The organism is Tardiphaga robiniae (genome assembly GCF_013359755.1).
GTDB classification, from domain to species: Bacteria; Pseudomonadota; Alphaproteobacteria; order Rhizobiales; family Xanthobacteraceae; genus Tardiphaga; species Tardiphaga robiniae.
In genome coordinates, this window is record NZ_JABMCJ010000091.1 from 116,303 (window position 1) to 135,683 (window position 19,381).

Annotated in this window: 18 protein-coding genes and 1 tRNA gene; 11 read left to right on the plus strand and 8 right to left on the minus strand. The window is 60.1% G+C overall.

Going from position 1 to position 19,381, the window contains the following annotated elements; genetic code table 11:
* The first annotated feature begins 11 nt into the window (after positions 1–11).
* The 4 genes from HP556_RS21640 (at position 12) to HP556_RS21655 (ending at position 5,936) form a co-directional block, all read left to right on the plus strand.
* Complete coding sequence (locus HP556_RS21640) at positions 12–1,109, plus strand: sensor histidine kinase (RefSeq protein WP_175368479.1); 1,098 nt, start codon at positions 12–14, stop codon at positions 1,107–1,109.
* 201 nt (positions 1,110–1,310) lie between these two features.
* On the plus strand, positions 1,311–2,699 hold the full coding sequence (locus HP556_RS21645; RefSeq protein WP_175368480.1) for a patatin-like phospholipase family protein: 1,389 nt from the start codon (positions 1,311–1,313) through the stop codon (positions 2,697–2,699).
* An 87-nt stretch (positions 2,700–2,786) separates the two neighbouring features.
* Complete coding sequence (gatB, locus tag HP556_RS21650) at positions 2,787–4,271, plus strand: Asp-tRNA(Asn)/Glu-tRNA(Gln) amidotransferase subunit GatB (RefSeq protein ID WP_175368481.1); 1,485 nt, start codon at positions 2,787–2,789, stop codon at positions 4,269–4,271.
* Positions 4,272–5,666: 1,395 nt separating this feature from the next.
* On the plus strand, positions 5,667–5,936 hold the full coding sequence (locus tag HP556_RS21655) for a hypothetical protein (protein WP_068732448.1): 270 nt from the start codon (positions 5,667–5,669) through the stop codon (positions 5,934–5,936).
* A gap of 65 nt (positions 5,937–6,001) precedes the next feature.
* On the opposite strand, the gene HP556_RS21660 is transcribed toward HP556_RS21655, so the two are convergent.
* Complete coding sequence (locus tag HP556_RS21660) at positions 6,002–6,394, minus strand: AprI/Inh family metalloprotease inhibitor (protein ID WP_175368482.1); 393 nt, start codon at positions 6,392–6,394, stop codon at positions 6,002–6,004.
* Between the two features lie 153 nt (positions 6,395–6,547).
* Between HP556_RS21660 and HP556_RS21665 the strand changes: the two genes are divergently transcribed.
* Positions 6,548–6,874, plus strand: a complete 327-nt coding sequence (locus HP556_RS21665) for a hypothetical protein (protein ID WP_175368483.1) — start codon at positions 6,548–6,550, stop codon at positions 6,872–6,874.
* A gap of 242 nt (positions 6,875–7,116) precedes the next feature.
* Here the strand turns inward: HP556_RS21665 and HP556_RS21670 are convergent, their stop codons facing one another.
* The 4 genes from HP556_RS21670 to HP556_RS21685 all read right to left on the minus strand — a co-directional run bounded on the left by HP556_RS21670 (position 7,117) and on the right by HP556_RS21685 (position 9,777).
* Positions 7,117–7,599, minus strand: coding sequence for a hypothetical protein (locus tag HP556_RS21670; protein ID WP_175368484.1), 483 nt, complete (start codon positions 7,597–7,599; stop codon positions 7,117–7,119).
* 101 nt (positions 7,600–7,700) lie between these two features.
* Positions 7,701–7,988, minus strand: coding sequence for a hypothetical protein (locus tag HP556_RS21675; RefSeq protein ID WP_175368485.1), 288 nt, complete (start codon positions 7,986–7,988; stop codon positions 7,701–7,703).
* 444 nt (positions 7,989–8,432) lie between these two features.
* The gene (locus HP556_RS21680; protein ID WP_175368486.1) at positions 8,433–9,572 is read right to left on the minus strand and encodes a hypothetical protein; all 1,140 of its coding nucleotides are present in this window, start codon (positions 9,570–9,572) and stop codon (positions 8,433–8,435) included.
* Between the two features lie 114 nt (positions 9,573–9,686).
* Positions 9,687–9,777, minus strand: a tRNA-Ser gene (locus tag HP556_RS21685).
* Between the two features lie 659 nt (positions 9,778–10,436).
* Here HP556_RS21685 and HP556_RS21690 point away from each other — a divergent pair.
* A complete protein-coding gene (locus HP556_RS21690; RefSeq protein WP_120292097.1) occupies positions 10,437–11,981 on the plus strand; it encodes a porin in 1,545 nt (514 codons plus the stop codon).
* Between the two features lie 174 nt (positions 11,982–12,155).
* On the opposite strand, the gene HP556_RS21695 is transcribed toward HP556_RS21690, so the two are convergent.
* Positions 12,156–14,375, minus strand: a complete 2,220-nt coding sequence (locus HP556_RS21695; RefSeq protein WP_175368487.1) for a transglycosylase SLT domain-containing protein — start codon at positions 14,373–14,375, stop codon at positions 12,156–12,158.
* 261 nt (positions 14,376–14,636) lie between these two features.
* Between HP556_RS21695 and dapA the strand changes: the two genes are divergently transcribed.
* From dapA to HP556_RS21715, 4 genes are all read left to right on the plus strand, one after another.
* Positions 14,637–15,530, plus strand: a complete 894-nt coding sequence (dapA, locus tag HP556_RS21700; protein ID WP_175368488.1) for a 4-hydroxy-tetrahydrodipicolinate synthase — start codon at positions 14,637–14,639, stop codon at positions 15,528–15,530.
* A 100-nt stretch (positions 15,531–15,630) separates the two neighbouring features.
* Positions 15,631–16,047 carry a large conductance mechanosensitive channel protein MscL gene (gene mscL / locus HP556_RS21705; RefSeq protein ID WP_175368489.1) on the plus strand — a complete coding sequence of 139 codons (417 nt, stop codon included), beginning with the start codon at positions 15,631–15,633 and terminating at the stop codon, positions 16,045–16,047.
* A 65-nt stretch (positions 16,048–16,112) separates the two neighbouring features.
* Complete coding sequence (gene smpB / locus HP556_RS21710; RefSeq protein WP_068732465.1) at positions 16,113–16,586, plus strand: SsrA-binding protein SmpB; 474 nt, start codon at positions 16,113–16,115, stop codon at positions 16,584–16,586.
* A gap of 38 nt (positions 16,587–16,624) precedes the next feature.
* A complete protein-coding gene (locus HP556_RS21715; RefSeq protein ID WP_175368490.1) occupies positions 16,625–17,200 on the plus strand; it encodes a peroxiredoxin in 576 nt (191 codons plus the stop codon).
* A gap of 53 nt (positions 17,201–17,253) precedes the next feature.
* On the opposite strand, the gene HP556_RS21720 is transcribed toward HP556_RS21715, so the two are convergent.
* Both HP556_RS21720 and HP556_RS21725 read right to left on the minus strand, forming a co-directional pair.
* Positions 17,254–17,964, minus strand: coding sequence for a uracil-DNA glycosylase (locus HP556_RS21720; protein ID WP_175368491.1), 711 nt, complete (start codon positions 17,962–17,964; stop codon positions 17,254–17,256).
* Positions 17,945–18,571, minus strand: a complete 627-nt coding sequence (locus tag HP556_RS21725) for a LabA-like NYN domain-containing protein (protein WP_068732474.1) — start codon at positions 18,569–18,571, stop codon at positions 17,945–17,947. Before HP556_RS21725 ends, HP556_RS21720 begins: the two co-directional genes overlap by 20 nt.
* 369 nt (positions 18,572–18,940) lie before the next feature.
* On the opposite strand from HP556_RS21725, the gene rpoZ reads away from it, so the two are divergent.
* On the plus strand, positions 18,941–19,333 hold the full coding sequence (gene rpoZ / locus HP556_RS21730) for a DNA-directed RNA polymerase subunit omega (RefSeq protein WP_068732476.1): 393 nt from the start codon (positions 18,941–18,943) through the stop codon (positions 19,331–19,333).
* Positions 19,334–19,381: the final 48 nt, after the last annotated feature.

Genomic DNA, 19,381 nt, shown 5'->3' on the forward strand with positions numbered 1-19,381 from the left:
ATGGACCGTGCATGAGCACCGACGACGGGCTTCCGCCTTCCCAACAGGTCGATCAGATTCTGGGTTCCCCGAAGCTTGCGCAGGCGATCGAGAATGATCGCTACAAGCATCTGCTGGATCATGTTCCCGTTGCGCTCGCCATCTCGCGCGGATTGGGCAGCGATCAGCAGGTTGTCTATATCAACAGGGCCTTCGAGCAACTGATGGCAATGGCGCCGGCCGATGTCGAAGGCCAGAGCTGGACCTGCCTCGACGGCTTTCTCAACGAAGATAATCAGAGCCAGACACTCGGCGAAGCGATCCGCGACGGCGAGGATTTCATCGGCGTGTTCCGGCCGTCGCTACCGCTGGAACGGCTGGTGATCGTGCAAGCCTATGCCTCGGTGATCGAAAGCGACGACGGCGTCGAAAATTTCCGGATCGCCGCGCTGGTCGATGTCGGCGGCCGCGAGCGTGCGCAGATCGAGCAATTCGAGAACCAGATACGCGACCGCGACATGCTGATGCGCGAGCTGCAGCATCGGGTGAAGAATAATCTGCAGCTCATCACCGCGCTGGTGCGGCTCGAAGCCCGCTCGGCCGTGGAAGGCGAGGCTGTTGCGCTCGGCCGGCTGGCGAGCCGGATCGATGCGCTGACGGTGCTGTACCGGACGCTGTCCGACGAGAATGCGACGCCCGAGATCGATCTCGGACAGTATCTATCGGACATCGCCAATGCGGTGATGGCTGCCAGCGCGACGGCGGATATCACGCTCGATCTGCAGGTTGGCTATTGCCCGATGTCGATCAATATCGCGATGCCGGCGGGACTGCTGATCAACGAGATGCTGACCAATGCGCTGAAATACGCCTTCGTCGGCCGTGCCGGCGGTCAGATCAAACTGATCTGCAAGCTGGAAGGCGGCCTCGTCACGGTGGTTGTCGCCGATGACGGCATCGGCCTTGGCGAAGGACAGGACTGGCCGTCGCCGCGCAAGCTTGGGGCGCTGATCCTGCAGACGCTCAAAGAGAATGCGCCGAACGTGAAGTTCAACGCCGAGAGCATTCGCGGGCAGGGCAGCTGGTTCACGCTGGTATTCGATGCCGCGCCGGGCACGCAGCTGAACTGAGGATTGGCGCCGCGCCATTTGGCGCGCACCTTGTTTCACCATTCATTAGCCACGTTACTGGCGCGATTGGTGCCGGATCGTCAGTTTGCATCGAATTGCAATGCTTTACGGTAATATCTGATTGAGATTCCGGATTGGGGACCGTCCGGACACGGTCCGTGCCGTTTGGTGCGGCCGTCTTGTGGGATCGGTAGAGAAGTGATGAGTGCGTTGCGTTCCATCGGTGTCGTGGTCACGACCTGTGCGCTGCTGCTGGGCTGTACGTCGGTCTACAACCTTCCCGCCAACGTGCCGCTGGCCGGCGCCTCCCTCGATCCCAATCTCGACGCCGTTTTCAAGGATGCTGCCGAGCAGGACGACCTGCTGATCGGTTTTTCGTTCTCAGGCGGTGGCACGCGCGCTGCGGCGTTTTCGTTCGGTGTCCTGGAAGAACTGGGCAGCATCCGCATGCGCGGTGCATCCGACACCATGCTGGAGCGCATCGATTTTCTGTCCGGCGTTTCTGGCGGTTCGGTCACGGCGGCCTATTACGGATTGAAGAAGCGCGCGGCGCTGTCTGATTTCCGCGAGCGCTTCCTGCTGCAGAATGCCGAGGCCGGACTGACGACGCAGTTGTCGCTAGGTACTATCGGCCGTGCCTTGGGCGGCGGCATCAATGACTCCAAGGGCTTCACCAGTTGGCTCGACGCCAACCTGTTCCACAATGCGACTTTTGGCAGCCTGCGAAATAGCGGTTCGCCACGGGTCTGGATCAACGCCTCGGACATCTATAACCGCGTGCCGTTCGTGTTCGACAACACGGCCTTCGCCGCGATCTGCAGCGATCTCAGCAAGTATCCGCTGTCGGGCGCCGTGGCTGCGTCGGCCGCGGTGCCGCTCGCCTTTGCGCCGGCCGTGGTGCAGGCCTTCCCCGGCACATGCAACGAGCCGCTGCCGCCTTGGGTCGCGCGCGCAGCCGCGAACCGCAATGCGTCGCCGATGTTGAGTGCCTACTCCAAGGCAGTGATGCGTTACCGCGACGGCGCGGTGCCCTACATCAAGCTGATGGATGGCGGGCTGGTCGACAACTACGGCGTCTCTGCGCTGACCATCGTGCGCGAATCCTCCGAGACACCCTATGGCCCGATGACACCGCAGCAGGCGGTCCGGCTGCGCCGCGGGATCTTCATGGTGGTGGATTCCAAAGTCGGTCTCTCCGGCAACTGGATCAATACGGTGGAAGGGCCTGAAGGCGTCGATCTGATCAAGGCTGCGGTGGACACCACCATGGATGCCAGTATCGGCTCCAGCTACACCGCATTCGACCGAACCATGAAGGACTGGCAATCGTCGCTGATCAAGTGGCGCTGCGGCTTGTCGGCGGCAGAGCGAGCCCGCTATGGCGCGCGGCCCGGCTGGCGTTGTACCGATTTGCAGTTCTTCGTCGGCCGGCTCGGCTTCGATCAGCTAGATCCGGCGCGGGCCGCAGTGCTCGAAGCCGTTCCGACGCGCTTCCAGCTGCCGCAGGGACAGGTCGATGACTTGATCCTGGCCGGTCGCGAGACGTTGCGTGCCAGCTCCGTGTTCAGGGCTTTCGCTTCGGGCATCTGATCGGATAGGGGCAAATGCCCTAGAAGCGACGCTGGAAAGCCTCGCTGGGGGTTTTCCCGCGCCCGCGGTCGCGGTAGAAACCGCTCCATGAACGCACCTGTCAAACCTTCGAAGCTCATCAAGGGCGCCACCGGCGACTGGGAAATGGTCATCGGTCTGGAGATCCACGCCCAGGTCAATTCTCACGCCAAACTGTTCTCCGGCTCGTCCACGGAGTTCGGCGGCGCGCCGAACAGCCATGTGTCGCTGGTCGATGCGGCCATGCCGGGCATGCTGCCGGTCATCAACGAGGAATGCGTCAAGCAGGCGGTGCGCACCGGGCTTGGCCTGAACGCACAGATCAACCGGCGCTCGACCTTCGACCGCAAGAATTATTTTTATCCGGACCTGCCGCAGGGCTATCAGATCAGCCAGTACAAGTCGCCGATCGTCGGCGAGGGCGAGGTCACGATCGAATTGGCCGATGGCGAGACCGCCACCGTCGGCATCGAGCGCCTGCATCTCGAACAGGATGCCGGCAAGCTGGTGCACGACCGCAATCCGTCCAGTACCTCGGTCGATCTCAACCGCTCGGGCGTCGCGCTGATGGAGATCGTCTCCAAGCCAGACATGCGCTCCAGCGAGCAGGCCCAGGCCTATGTGTCGAAGCTGCGCACCATCCTGCGCTATCTCGGCACCTGCGACGGCGACATGGAGAAGGGCAACCTGCGCGCCGATTGCAACGTCTCGGTCCGCAAGCCGGGCGATCCCCTGGGAACCCGCTGCGAGATCAAGAACGTCAATTCGATCCGCTTCATCGGCCAGGCCATCGACTACGAGGCGCGCCGCCAGATCGGCATTCTCGAGGACGGCGGTTCGATCGATCAGGAGACGCGGCTCTACGACCCCAACAAGGGCGAGACCCGGTCGATGCGCTCCAAGGAAGAGGCGCATGACTACCGCTACTTCCCGGATCCCGACCTGCTGCCACTGGAATTCAGCGAGGACTATGTCGCAGCGCTGAAGGCCGAGCTGCCGGAACTGCCCGACGAAAAGAAGGCGCGGTTCATCAGCGCGTTCGGCCTGTCGGCCTATGACGCTGCCGTGCTGGTGGTCGAGCGCGAGAGCGCGGAGTTCTTCGAGACGACGCTCGCCGGGCTTGCCGACAAGGCGCGCGACGGCAAGCTCGCCGCCAACTGGGTGATCAATGAGCTGTTCGGCCGCCTCAACAAGGAAGGCCAGGACATCGCATCGTCACCGGTGTCAGCGGCGCAGATGGCCGCTATCATCGACCTGATTGGGGCAGGCGTGATCTCCGGCAAGATTGCCAAGGACCTGTTCGAGATCGTCTGGACCGAGGGCGGTGACCCGCGCGCGCTCGTCGAAGAGCGCGGCATGAAGCAGGTGACGGACACCGGCGCCATCGAGAAGGTGGTCGACGACATCATCGCAGCCAATCCCGACAAGGTCGCGCAGGCGCAGGCCAAGCCGGCTCTGATGGGCTGGTTTGTCGGCCAGGTGATGAAGTCCTCGGGCGGCAAGGCCAATCCGCAGGTCGTCAACGACCTCCTCAAGAGCAAGCTCGGTATCTGACGACGGCCTTGCGATGACCGCGGCGCCGCCTCGAGCGGCGCCGTTTTCGTTTTGGCAGACCTCGTTGGCGCGTCGTAACCTACGCGATAAGCGGTCACGAGCGCGGGATCAGATCGCGAATCGGCGTGCCGTCAGCCGACAAAAAGTGCGGTTGTGGCCAGCACCGATAAGTCGCGAACGCGTTTTCCCGAAAAATATTTTCATTGCCAAAAATCTCGACTCAGAGTCCGCAGCACCTGTTTTCAGTGCCCCGACTCAGGCCTGGGGGCGGCAGAAGTTTGTGTAGTTGTTTGATAGTACGAATTGCGGGCGTACGGAAAAAATAAGCACTTTCTGCAATCTTGACATTTGTGGACGCAACGTTTTCGGGCGTTTCTCGCATCGCCTCGCGTGCCGGATTTCAAGTTGTGACTGAGCCCGTGGGGGAAGTGGCGCGTTGCGCTCATCAACACTTCCTTAAGCGGGAGACTGTTCTTTTGAAATCGTTGGTGTATTCGGGATGAAGTGCATTTCGATTCCCGAGTGCACGCAGCGATCAAGTCATCTCTTTATTGGAGGGCAACATGGCCAAGAAAGCTACGAAGAAGGCAGTCAAGAAGACCGTCAAGAAGGCAGCGAAGAGCGCTGTGAAGAAGACCGCGAAGAAGACCAAGAAGGTCGCCAAGAAGAAGTAACTTCTTCTGCCACGATCGACGCCGGTGGCAACGCCGGCGACGTCACGAGAGCCTCGACGACAATTTGCTTCTCGAAGCGGATATTGATCGCAGCTCTGGTCGACGAAAGAGGGTGTCGGCGAGACATCAGGTCAAACGGCTGGACCGTCACACCGGGGCAGGGCTTGCTCTCCCCGAGAACCGGTCCGGCAAAGAAGCCGGTCATTCCGTGATTGGCGTTCTTTATTCGGTGCGGATCATTGGTCCGCAGTTTCATCGGTGGCTCCGGCCACATGAGATATGATCCTGACGTGTTGCCGACGCCCTCGTTTTTGCCGGTGCGGTTCATCCCCGGCGCTTTGAATGTCCCGATCCCGAATAGCTTTTGATCTGCTCGCTGTGACGTATCTCGCATTGGCGTCGTCGCATGCGCGGAGCAGGCCTTTTAATATCCCTGGTCGCCGACGCTGCCGAGATGGTTACGGCATCCCCAAACAGCAGGGTAAACCGAATTCCGCGAAAATGCAGAAAACCCGCATAAATGCTGGGTTTTTGGCGGCGTATGAGCCGGTTTCGGCTTCGGCTCTTCAGATTTCGTTCATCCCGATACTTAAACTGCTCTTCAAATTTGATCGGTCATATTGATCCCAACAAGCCGGCAAACGGCGGTTGGGATTGCATCAAATAACGGACAGGAGCCGCGCTCGGTTGGGGGCGGCAAAACTAAAAAAAGGAATGACCCATGTTTCAGGGGCAGATCGATTTTGAAGCTGCGATGCCGATCGCGGAAACCGCCATCCAGGATGTGCTGTTCGAGCGCGGTCTGTATTGGGCGTCGGGTCGCTCGGGGATCGTTGACCTCGTCGCCGCGCACAAGTGGTTCAACCTCGCTGCCCTCAAGGGCCGGGTCGATGCCATCCCGATGCGCCGCGAAGTCGCCGAGATGATGTCGGATGTCGAGATCGCCGCCGCGCAGCGCGATGCCCGCGCCTGGCTGTCGACGGTTCACTAATCCGACTGCGCGTTTTCGCGGTGGTTCGGCAGGCGCGATGCCCGCCGGGGCAGCGTGACGAGCCGCTACTTCTTGACGATGGTGAAGATGCCGTCGGTCTCCGGCTCCGCCACATAGCGGTTGTCCGGCGTCGAGAAACGAATACGCAATTTACGGGTCGCATCGGCAAAGCCGATCGTCCACCCCTCATAGAGCCGCCACGCTGCGATCTCGTCCATGACGGGGAAAGTCCTGGCGCAGTCCTTGGCCACGTCGATCTGTGAACCGCCGATGGTGCTGTCGCTCTTCAAAATGACGCGGCAGCGTTTCCTGCCCTTGACGTCCTGGAGCTCCCAGGCTCCGTAAATATCCTTGAGCATCGCCGGATCGACCTCCTTGAGATCCATTAGCTTGAGGGTTTGCCCCGATGCGGCAGATGCGATCGCCATCGCGGCGGCCATCACGGCAGCCCATTTCATATCGCGCACTCCCTCGCATACGTTCAAATGTACCGTAGCCACGTCACGGCCTTGTTACGAGCGTCGCGGTTGTAACCGGCATGTGCGCCCCAATGTCTGTCTCGTCGCTTGCACAGCGAGGCCGGGAGGCCGCGCAACAAAAAGGACAATGCCATGTCGACGAAGAAACTCACGCTCCCATCCATCATCCGCGCCAGCGGCCTTGCGAGTCTGGTGGTTATTGCCGTTGGCGCAGCCCAGCCTGCAGTTGCTGCATCGGCGCCCGCATATCCGCGATGGATCAGCGCACCCGCTGCTGTCACCTCCACCGATATCAGTGCGGCACGCAAGACCCGGCAGGTGAGGCGCGCATCTCCGCGTGCTGCCTATGGCAGCTATGTCGGCGGAGACAGCTATGTTGGTGGGGCAGGCGGTGTATCGCAGTCCTATCCCGGCTACGGCTACGGCGTTGGAGATAATTCGCGGAACCAGACCTGGTAAGCCAGCGTCCACGCCCCGATGATTTGGCGACGACCATTTCGGTCGTCTCCGGGCCGTTCGCCAGTACTGTCCAGAAAAAGATGGCGGAGCCGGAGACGGGAGCATTCTCGTTCGCAGGTGTCCGCACACGTTCGCCCTCGTTGTAATTATTCACCTATTTGGCACTCACGCGCGCAAACCCTATGGTTTAAGGGGGCCAAGCGATTGCCAAAAGTGGGAAAGAAAGTGGGAAATGGTGGGATTCACTTGCCTCGATACGGCTTGGGGGCGAGTTTTTGGTGCTCTGGCTCGGCAGAGCCATGAACATATGCTTGCCAGCCGCAGTCCCTGCAAACCAGCACTTCGCAGCGTCCTGGGTTCCAAGTCTCGGTATTGAGGAATGACTTGTGCCGACTGTGGAAGCAGCTTGGGCAAAGCTGCGGAAACGAGTGCTCCTCGCCGTTTGATTCCTCTTTGTCGGCATAAGTGAAAATGCCTGGTCCGGGCTGGAATCGGATGTAGCGTTCTCGCTCGACTTCCCAGCTTTCGAGTTCTTTGACGCGCCCCTCAAGTTCTTCGGAGCGCTTGATCGTATCTTGCTGGGCGGACTGAGCCTCCAATATCAACTGCTGGAGGTCGATGATTGCGGCATTGCGCTTTGCGGTGTCGTCCATGTCCTTAAGCGCACGGGCGATATCGAAAGCCGACTTGAATGCCCCAATTCCTGCGAAAATCTCTGCCGGCACGATAGCCCCCAAATCTTCAAATTATGCGGCGAGGTTTACGGGCGGCTGGACCTGCATTATCGCGTATTGCGTCCGACGAGAATGCAGGTCCGCACCGTTGATTAAGCACCGTATCGAACAAACTCGCCGGGGCGGTTGCCGCGGTTGGAGCAGATGAAGACATTACCCGTCGACTGGCTGAAAAGCATCAGGGAGCCGATCGACTGGATCATCGAACGCAGGAGCTCGGTAAACCGAGACCACGTCATCCACGCTGGCCGGATAATGGCCATCGAGGTCTTATGCGGAAGTATCGTAACATCGATACCGGCCTTCTCAAGCCGGCGGGCGACCACCTTAATGTTGTCGCCCTTCGCACGGTTAGTCTCAAGAATGTAGCTACGACGCATTGCAGACTCCTATGAGAAGCCCCCAGGGTCGATAAGATTACATTAAGTATTTGAAAAACGTCTAGTTGCGTTTTGACGCATCTGTCGCAACGGGCGAGGCGCCTAATCTGTCTCCCCGAGAAAAGCTCGGGCGCGGGCGACCGAACAGTAGGCGGCCTCGTGCGGACCGACGAGCTCAACGAGCAAGTCGCGCGTGACTGTTTGGGAGCGGAAGATCGTCGAGAGGGATGCGCCCGAATGGATCGCGGCGACGATTGGCCAGCACTCAGCCCACGAAGCTGAGTCCGCGACAGCCCTCGACCTGGCTGATCCTGAGAGCCAGCATCAGGTTGGCGGAGAGGGCGACCCGCACACTCTTTAAGCATTGGAGAGAAGGCTGAATTCAAGCGGCCTTCGTATTCGCACCGCGACTAGAGACCCGCCGGATTCGTCCCCGACGGGTTTTCACTTCTTTTTCTTGGTTTCCTCGCCGCGTGCGGGGACAGACGCGTCACTGCCGTTAGACAACTCGCCATCGTCAGTATTCAGCTGCAATATTCTGCCTTCGACTGTTGGCAAAAAAACTAAGCGCGAACCGATTTCATTGATCGTACGCACGTGAGTTCGTAGAAGGGTATGCTCGTCGGGTTCTTCGTCAGCAGCCGCCGTTGGCTCCGCCGCACGAAATTCATAGTGTATGCCTTGATCCAGTTTGTTCGCGATCCGGTGAAGAGAAATTAGCAGCTCGTTCTCCAATTCGTTTTTTCTCGCCGCATCGCCTTCGTACTTTTGAATTAATTCATCGCGAAGATCTCGAAGGTTGCTTTCCATCTTTTCGTTCGCTTGCGCGTCGAGCTGCTCGCCCATCTTCTGAGGCAGTGACAGCTTCTTTATTTCGCCCTTGAGTTTTTTGATTTCGAGGGTTTGTTTATAGAAGGCTGCAATGCGCTCAATTGCGGTCGCGAGCGCCACGCCGGATACCGGCCAGATATCCAGCAACACCGTGAGATCTGAGCTTGATATCGTTTTGATCGTCGGGTCACGGCGTTGCCCTGTCGTCAATTCTTCGAAGACGCGAACAATTTTTGCCGTATCAGCAAGCTCCTTGGCGAAACGGTCCAATTTGCTATCAATGCTCTCACGCGGGACGAGAAGGCCTATCTCAGCTTCGCCCGGTTTCAAGTCATCTTTTGCGATTTCGAGCCGACCTAATCCCTTTATGATTTCGGTTGCCGCACTCACATCTGCCTCGAACTCGTTTTGCTCTTCCTGGATTTCCTTGAGCGCGATAGAGGGCGTTATGGCGTTCCGCGAAAAGATCTCGTCAATGACTTCTAGTAATTTGCTACCGATGAAGTGGGATAGATGGAGTTCTTCTAGAGCCTGTTTCCAAGCGGGCGGAAAATCGTTCGTCTCCACTTTTTCAAGAGATTCGCGAAGTCGCTCAAGGACGGTGCTCACCTGTTGCTGATATGAGGGGGTGGCCGGATCGTTGACTTGATTCAACAAAAAACCCGACAGGCGTTGAAGGTCTGCCAAGATCGCGGCCCGTTCCACGGCCTTGAGTGCGGCATCGACTATAAGATGCAGACGTTCAACGTTCACAGTATTCCCCCGAGTTCTGCAATGTATGCGCCAGCTTTTGCAGGCGTCGTTGTTGTGCGCTGAAACGTGCGTAGGATAGGAAAAGTCGAAAAAGTGAAGGAAATTCAAGGGCGATGGCGGAGCCGGAGGGATTCGAACCCTCGATACCCTTGAGAGGTATGCCGCTTTAGCAAAGCGGTGCCTTCAGCCACTCGGCCACAGCTCCATCATTGCTGCATATGCCCGACACCGTCGCGAGCCGCAAGCGCCAGATCGCAGTCTTCAGCGCATGTTCGCAGAAATCGGACACGTCCGATGTGGATGTGTCTTTATAACATTCAGATGCCGCGCCCGCCTGTGGTGCATTTGCCGCTGGGAAATGGGCCCCAAGGCCGTTTATCGATTGCCATCCGCCCGGAATTTATCGCTCCGGCAAATGCTAGGCGATTCGGCCGATGGGCCAGCAAAGTCGGCCAGATACCTTCGAATGCGAGTGGAAATGTGTTTCTGCTCGTTACGGGATGGATCGGTGCCCTGAAATGCGGCGCTGGAAATTCTGATTTTGAAACAATTGCTTGCCGAGAATTCGCATTCACGAGTCCGTGTGATTTAAGCAACACAGCCTAGGAAACGGCCGAATGGAGGCCGCTTTGAGGCGTTCCATTGTTGCGGAGCGAGAAGCCTTAGGAGATGGTCTCGGTGCGACGGAGGGGGGCATCCCGAGGTCGTCCCGTAAGGTGGTTCGTCCTGAATCTCGTCGGCACGCTCGTGCGACGGGTTTTGCGATTCGGAGCGTTTGCGGGTTGTCAGGGATTAAGGGGACTTGTCTTCAGGGTGGCCTCCACCCCGTTGCAGAACCTTCCCTAAAGCAACTTGGAGGTTTACATGAAGACGATTAAGGGCCTTATTCTCGGCTCGACGGCAGCTCTGCTCGCCGTTGGCGGAGCTCAGGCAGCCGATCTTCCCGTCAAGGCCAAAGCGGTCGAATACGTGAAGATCTGCTCCCTCTACGGCGCGGGTTTCTACTACATCCCGGGCACCGACACCTGCATCAAGATCGGCGGCGCGATCCGTTTGGACACCTCGTTCAACGCCGCAGCTTACGACACCCCGTTCTGGCAGGGTGGCGCTGGTGGCAATAATCTTTGGACCAAGGATTATTTCATCACCCGCGAACGTATCAATCTGACCACCGATACCCGCACTGCCACCGAATACGGTGTCGTTCGTACCTACGCGAACATGCAGTTCGACTTCTCGCAGAACCGTGAATCGATCGCTGGTGGCTTCACCGAAGTCGACTACGCCTTCATTCAGTTCGCCGGCTTCACCTTCGGTAAGGCCGTCTCGCAGTTCGATCCGCAGTGGGCCCTCAACAAGCCTTACATCTCGTCGGGCTTCATGGCCGGTTCGAACAACACGACCGGTATCCCGCAGATCGCCTACACCGCTTCGTTCGGTAACGGCGTGTCGGCGACGATCTCGCTCGAAAATGCTTCGGCCTACCGCAACGCAGGTCTCTGGAACACCAACACCTTCATCACCGGACCGGGCGCGAGCACGTTCACGGGTACGTTCTACGGTACGAACTCGAACACCTTCCTGGGTAACGCCTATGGCGGCAACCACATTCCTGACGTCGTCGGCAACATCCGCCTCGACCAGGCTTGGGGCACGCTGCACTTCGGCGCTGCGATGCACGCTGCAACCCCGGGCTTCTACGCCACTGCGGCTGGCGGTGGAGGCACCGAGGCGCTCGGTCATCCGGATGACAAGTACGGTTTCGCAGTCAACGGTGCGGTTGAATTCAAGAACCTGCCTACCGGCGCTGGCGACACTCTGAAGCTCGAAGCAACCTACGCCAAGGGCGCAGCGAAGTACGCGATCGCCGGCGGCACCACCGACACCTCGGGCGGCGGTCGTTTCGCGAAGGTCGACGGCAACACCATCGGCTTCGGCTATGTTCTGGACGGCGTTTACAGCAACGGCGGTCAGATCATCCAGAGCGAAGCTTGGTCGGTCGCTGGCTTCTACGAGCACTACTGGAACCCGGCATGGCGCACGTCGCTGTTCGGCAGCTACAGCAGCATCTCGTATGGTGACGGCAATGCTCTGATGCTCGCCGCATTCCAGGGCCTGTCCACCGGTGGCCCAGGCACCAGCAGCTCGTCGGCTGCAGCGTCTCGCGCTGGCACCTTCACCGGCACCGGCAACTTCGACTTCGCCGTGGCCCAGATCGGTACCCGTACTGCCTGGACCCCCGTCAAGAACCTGACCCTGTCGGCTGAATTCACCTACAGCCGCCTCGAGCAGAACCTGAACGGCACCTACGCCGTGACGAGCATGTCCGGCAAGCCGGCCGGCACGCTCCTGAACACGAGCAACCAGAACCTCTACAACGGTTCGGTGCAGATCCTGCGCTCGTTCTAATATCGACTGCCTCACGGCAATCGCTATCTGAAACAAAGACCCCCGGCAGGAGACTGCCGGGGGTTTTTGCTTGCGTGATTGATCGCTATGCCGAGGTGTCGGATGGGTTTCGCTTCGACGCTTACGCGTCTGCGGTCTACCTCATCCGACGTATTTGCGCTGTCCTGATTGACGCTATTCGACGCTGCTGCTGGCACCGCGATGCAGGTCGGCCTCGATCTGCAGCCGTGAGCCACCGCCGAAGCGGGCGCGGTAGACCTGCAGGTTCTCCATGATGCGCTGGACGTAGTTGCGCGTTTCCGAGAATGGAATCGACTCGACCCAGTCGACCGGATCGACCTTGGGGTCACGTGGATCGCCGTAGCGTTCGATCCATTTGCGCACGCTACCGCGGCCCGCGTTGTAACCGGCGAAGGTCATGATGTAGGAGCCGCGATAGTCCTCGAGCAGGCCACCGAGTTCGGCGGCGCCCAGCGTGGCGTTGTAAACCGAATCGCCCTTGAGGCGCGCGAGGTCATAGGTGCCGCCGTGTCGCTTGGTGACGTATTGCGCCGCGCTCGGCGTCACCTGCATCAGGCCATAGGCCTGGGCCGGCGACACGACGGCCGGATTGAAGGCGCTTTCCTGCCGTGCGATCGCATAGACCACGGCAGACTCGACCTCGGGCCCGATCGGGCGATAGCTCGGAATGCCCGTCGTCGGATAGGCATAATGATCGAAGGGCAGGCCGCGATTGAGGGCCGCCTTGCCGACCAGCAACGTACCGCGGGCATCCTTGTTCTGTTGCGCGAGCTCGGCAAGGCCGAGCACAGCTTCCGGATCGCCGTTCTCGCCGACGTCGGCGAAGATCGGGATGGCGACTTCGCGCTCGTCCAGGGCGTAGAGCAGTTGCACCGCGCGGACGATTTCCAGTCGATCGAGTCCACGCGCGCGGGCGGTCAATGCACCGCTGATGTCGAGCTGCTGCAGGCCAAGCTTCGCGCGCGCGAGCTGGCCGTAATAGCTAGTGGATTGCTCTGCTGCGCGCGTATAGGCGGCCCGGGCTTCCTGGCTGCGGCCGGCGGCTTCCGCGGCACGGCCCTGCCAGTATCCGGCGCGGGCGAGCGCTGTCGGATTGACGCTGCCGATGCCGATCCGTGCGAAGTGCTGTGCGGCGGTTGCGGGATCTTTCAGGAAGCGCAGCGCGATCCAGCCGGCAGTGAACTCCTGCTCGGTCTTGTAGATGTCGCGCGCCGGCAGGGCAGCATCGCGTGCCACAAGATAGGCCGAGCGATGTTCGCCGACGTCGAGTAACTTGCGCGCCGTGAGACGTCGCTCGATCCACCATTCGTCGAGATTGTGCAGGCGCTGCGGTTCGCGCGGCGCTGCAATCATCAGCCGCGCTGCTTCGCCGAATTTCTCCTCGCGGCGCAGCTGCTGAATGTGGCTGAAGATGTAGCCGGGGTCGCTATGCAGCTCGGACGGCACTGCAGCGAGCAGCGCGTTGGCGTTCGATGCCTTCTTAGTGACGCCGATGCGGGCCCGCGCGAGCGCCATCTGCGCGCCGCCGAGGCGCTTGGCAGAGCGCAGCGCGGCATCTGAATCGCTGCCATAGAGCAGCATGTCCATGCGCGCCTTGTGATCGCCGGGTGTGATCAGCGGACCGAACATGTCGATGGCCATGTTCTCGGTATCGCCCGATAACGGATCGCTGCGCCATGCATCACGGATCAGCCGCTCCGCGCCGGCACGGTCGCCGTGCGCGAGCAGCGACTTGGCGAGCGCGAATTTGCCCTTGGCGGAAATCGGCTTCTCGCTCTCGAAATAAGACTGGATCGCGGAGTCGTCGCGCTTGTCGTCCCACAGCGCCGCTTCGATGCGGCGTCGCAGGAAGGTCTGCGATGGCCAGCTCGGATTGGCGGCGACGAAAGCGCGGTAGCGCTCGACCGAAGCGCCATTGTCATCGCTGCGCAGATAGATCCATTCACCGAGCTTGCGCGCGACTGGATCGCCAATCGTTTGCACGACCTGCGCGGCTTCCGAACCCTTGCGCTTGCGGATCAGCTCGATGACGTTTTCGAGCGTTTCGGCATCCGCCTGTGGGGTGGATGTTGTTGCCGCCACCGCGGCGCGGGCGATCGGCTTCTTGGCAGCAGGAGGAATCGCCGCATGCTGGCGTGTGGCGGGCTGGATTACGGGAGCCGGGCTCGCAGCATCTGGCGCGAGCGGCTTCGCCGGGGCCGCTACGGCCGTGGGGGCCTGTGCAGCGCTACGCGCAATGGGGCGCGCCTTCGGCAATGGAACCTTGGTGGCCGCCCAAGCCTCGACGGCCAGCACCGATACTCCGACCGCCAGCGCCAGACCGGAGCTCAAGGCCGTCCGCCGCGCAGTCGTGGTGAGGAGCAGGTGCTTCACGGCGTTCCCTCGCGGCGAATCAGACAATCGCACGCATTCCCATGATGTATTTGATTGAAACGGTGACCAAATCGTCAATTTCTGTAACCGCTTGCTCCTCTCTGCCCGGCCACGGCGGCGAAATCACGGCCAAACAGCCGGTAAACCGCTCTGAAACCGCTTCGGGCGGTCTTTCGCCGCAGCCACAGACTCGATAAGACTTGCTGTTCAATCAATCGGTTCAAGCAGACGGCTAAAGCCGCATCGCGTTCGGAGCAGACCATGGCAGCCACCAAGACGAATTTCCGGGGGTCTTACACCGCGCTGGTCACGCCGTTCAAAGATGGCGCGCTGGACGAGGCAGGCTTTCGTGCGCTCGTCAGCTGGCAGATCGCCGAGGGCAGTAACGGCCTCGTTCCGGTTGGCACCACGGGCGAGAGCCCGACGCTGAGCCACGAAGAGCATTACAAGGTCGTCGAATGGTGCATCGACGAAGCCAAGGGCCGCGTGCCGGTGATCGCTGGCGCCGGGTCCAATTCCACCAAGGAAGCGGTGGCACTGGCGAAGCACGCCGAGAAGGCCGGCGCCGATGCAGTGCTGGTGGTGACGCCGTATTACAACAAGCCCACGCAAGAGGGCATGTATCAGCACTTCAAGGCGGTGAATGACGCGATCGGCATTCCGATCATCATCTACAATATTCCGCCCCGTTCGGTGGTCGATATGTCCGTGGACACCATGGCGCGCCTGTATGAGCTGAAGAACATCGCCGGCGTGAAGGATGCCACTGCCGATCTCGCGCGTGTGTCCAAGCAGCGTCACGCGATGGGACCGGATTTCATCCAGATGTCCGGCGAAGACATGACCGCGCTGGCCTATATGGCGGCGGGTGGCCATGGCTGCATTTCGGTGACGGCGAATGTTGCGCCGAAGCTGTGTGCCGAACTGATGTCGCTGGTACTCAAGGGCGACTATGCCGGGGCGCTCAAGGTCCAGGATCGCCTGACGCCGCTGCATGACACGATCTTCAAGGAGCCGGGCCTTGCCGGCGCCAAGCACGGCCTCGCTTTGCTGGGCCGCCTCAAGGAAGAGGTACGTCTGCCGCTGATGACGGTGACGCCGCCGACCGGCAAGGTGATCCGCGACGCCATGGTCTTCGCCGGCCTCATCAACTAGGCATCTGCATCAACCGGATGTTGAGTGATTTTGGCTGCGTCATCTCTCCCTATTTGTAAGCGCGTACTTATCGTTCGTTGAAAACAAAAAGGAATTGCAGATGCTGAAGGAATTTCGCGATTTCGCGATGAAGGGCAATGTGGTCGATCTCGCGGTCGGCGTGATCATCGGCGCGGCCTTCGGTGCCATCGTCTCGTCGATGGTGGCCGACGTCATCATGCCGATCATCGGTGCCATCACCGGCGGTCTCGATTTCTCGAATTACTTCACGGGTCTCTCGAAATCCGTTACGGCAACCAATCTGGCCGACGCCAAGAAGCAGGGCGCCGTGCTGGCCTGGGGCAGCTTCCTGACCTTGACGCTGAACTTCATCATTGTCGCCTTTGTCCTGTTCTTGGTCATCCGCTTCATGAACCAGCTGAAGCGCAACGATGCCGCCAAGCCGGCTGAACCGCCGAAGCCGACCCGTGAAGAAGAACTGCTGACCGAGATCCGCGATCTGCTCAAGAAGGCCTGAGCCCAAGGCTTGGGTCGGGCATTCGCGGCACCTATATTCGGTCAGCACGCTGAAAGTATTGGACGATGGCCGAAAAGAACGAACGCCCGATCAAGGTGATCGCCGAGAACCGCAAGGCGCGGTTCAACTACGCCGTCGAGGACACGGTCGAGGCGGGTATCGCCTTGACCGGGACCGAGGTGAAGTCGATCCGTAACGGCAAGAGCACCATTGCGGAATCCTACGCCGATCCGAAGGACGGCGAGATCTGGCTGATCAACTGCAACATCCCTGAATATCTGCAGGCCAACCGTTTCAACCACGAGCCGAAGCGGCCGCGCAAGCTGCTGCTGCATCGCAAGCAGATCAACAAGCTGATGGGTGCGGTAGAACGCCAGGGCATGACCCTTGTGCCGTTGAAGATGTACTTCAACGAACGCGGCCGGGTTAAGCTGCAGCTTGCGCTGGCCAAGGGCAAGCAGCTCCACGACAAACGCGCGAGCGAGAAGGACCGCGACTGGGGTCGCGAGAAGGGGCGTTTGCTCCGCGCGAGAGGCTGAGGCTGGGCGTCGCCCATCCCCGCAAACAAGAGGATGAGATGACGCAAGGCAACCTGCTCGAAGTCGACTGGAGCAAGATTCCGGCACCGGAAGACGACGGTGCCGCCAATCATCTGACCGGCATGACCTTCCCACCGGTTAGCCTGCGCGCCACCAACGATACCGCAGTTACGCTGTCCGAACTCACGGGCCGCACCGTGGTGTTCGGCTATCCGCGCACCGGAGAGCCCGGCAAGATCGGGCTGGTCGATGACTGGGACATGATCCCCGGCGCGCGTGGCTGCACACCGCAGACCTGTTCCTTCCGCGATCTGTTCGCGGAGCTGAAGGCCGCTGGCGCTAAACATGTGTTTGGCCTGTCGACGCAGAGCAACGAATATCAGACCGAAATGGCCGGGCGGCTGCATCTGCCGTTTCCAGTACTGTCGGATGAGCACCTTGAGCTGAGCGATGCGCTCAGCCTGCCGACTATGGATGTTGCCGATCAAACGATGATCAAGCGCCTGGCCATGATCATCGACGACGGCAAGATCACCCATGTGTTCTATCCGGTGTTTCCACCGGACCGGAACGCGGGCGATGTGCTGGAATGGATGAAGGCGAACCCGGTTTGATCGCGTTGTCGCGGTCGTAGCCCGGATAGCGCTTCGCTCGTCCGGGCTACAGGTTAGGCATCACTCAGATCCGCTTTCACCCGCGCAAACACCGCACGAAACATCTCGGGCGTCAGCACGCGCGTGTTCGTGTTGTAGCGCGAGCAGTGATAGCTGTCGTAGAGCTTGAAGCGGCCGACATCGTGGACGGCGCCGTGCGCAAAGGGCGCTGTCACGGCGCGAATGCCGAGCGTCCTCAGCATCGTGTCGTGGGCGACGCGGCCCAGCAGCACGATGGCGCGCAATCGCGGCATGGTGTCCATCGTGGCAATCAGAAACGGCCGGCAGGTGGTGATCTCGATGGGCAGCGGCTTGTTCTGCGGCGGTACGCAGCGCACGGCATTGGTGATCCGGCAATCCTGCAGCGTCAGCCCGTCATCAGGACGTGCTTCATAGGTGCCGGAGGCAAAGCCGAAATCCAGCAAAGTCTCGTAGAGCAGGTCGCCGGCATAATCGCCGGTAAAGGGACGCCCGGTACGATTAGCGCCCCGCACGCCGGGGGCGAGGCCCACGATCAGCAGTGCTGCATCCGAGGTGCCGAAGGACGGCACGGGGCCGTTGTAGCCGTCGGGGTCACGCTCGCGCACCTCCAGCCGGTACTCGACGAGGCGGGGGCACAGGGGGCAATCGCGCCCGGGATCGGTGGAAGTGCCAGCGGAAATCGCGGTTGCGACCACCGCCGGCTGTTGTCTGCTGAGTTGCGTCTTAGTCTTCGAAATCTTCATCGCCTCGTGGCGCCATCGTGGTCGCGCGCTGCAGGAATTGCGGCGTCTGGTGACGCGGTTCGCGCGGAGCAGGGCGCTCTGCCGGATCGCGGCCGAGCTTGCTCTGCAGCTCCATGAGATCGGTAAACACGTCTGCCTGCCGGCGCAACTCGTCGGCGATCATGGGGGGCTGGCTCGAGATGGTGGACACCACGGTGACGCGGACACCGCGACGCTGCACGGCTTCGACCAGGGAGCGGAAGTCGCCATCGCCCGAGAACAGCACGATCTGGTCGACATGTTCGGCCAGTTCCATGGCATCGACGGCGAGCTCGATGTCCATATTGCCCTTCACCTTGCGTCGGCCGGACGCATCGATGAATTCCTTGGTGGCCTTGGTTACCACCGTATAGCCGTTGTAATCGAGCCAATCGATCAGCGGCCGAATCGACGAGTATTCCTGATCCTCGATGATGGCGGTGTAATAAAAGGCCCGGACGAGGGTCCCGCGGCTCTGAAATTCCTTGAGGAGGCGCTTGTAGTCGATATCGAAACCGAGGGTCTTGGCGGTGGCGTACAGATTGGCGCCGTCGATGAAGAGTGCGATCTTGTTAGATGTGAGGGACATCAAGTTTTCTCATGTGGTTTGTTGTTGTTAGCGTTTTTGGCGCGACTTCGTCGTTGCGCATTTGAATCACATTTGTCGTCCGCTCTTCGTCGGATCGGCCTTATTGACGCCACGCAATCAGCTGGTCTGGAACTGCCCGAATATGCCGATCCATCTTCCCTTGCAATGAAGCCTTTTGGTGTCGAGATATCCGCTTCTGGCCAGATGGTGTCACCGCTTCTGCGGTCTTTTTGAGGGTACCATAGTGCGGCAGAAAACCAAGCCAAGAAGGACGCAATTCCAAATTGGTCCTTGCGAATGCCGCAAAGCCCCTATACCTACGGGACTTAATCATCATATTCGGTCCCACAACAAACGGAGCGACATTTTATGGCGCGCGTAACCGTCGAAGATTGCATCGATAAGGTCGACAACCGGTTCGACCTGGTGTTGCTGGCAGCACACCGGGCACGAATGATCTCGTCCGGTTCACAACTTACGATTGATCGCGACAACGACAAGAATCCCGTTGTTTCGCTGCGCGAAATCGCTGATCAGACCATTTCCCCGGAAGATCTCCGTGAGGAACTGGTCCATTCGCTGCAGAAGTTCGTGGAAGTGGACGAGCCAGAACCGGATACGATTCCGCTGATCGGCTCCGCCGGCGCCAGCGTCGATGCCGACGATACCGAAGTGGCTGTCGAGCGCATGACCGAAGAAGAGCTCCTCAAGGGTCTCGAAGGCCTCGCTCCGCCGGAAGAGCAGCCCGAAGAAGACGAGTAAAGCGATACACACGGTCTTTTGCTTAACCGTTTTGATTATCAGTCATCA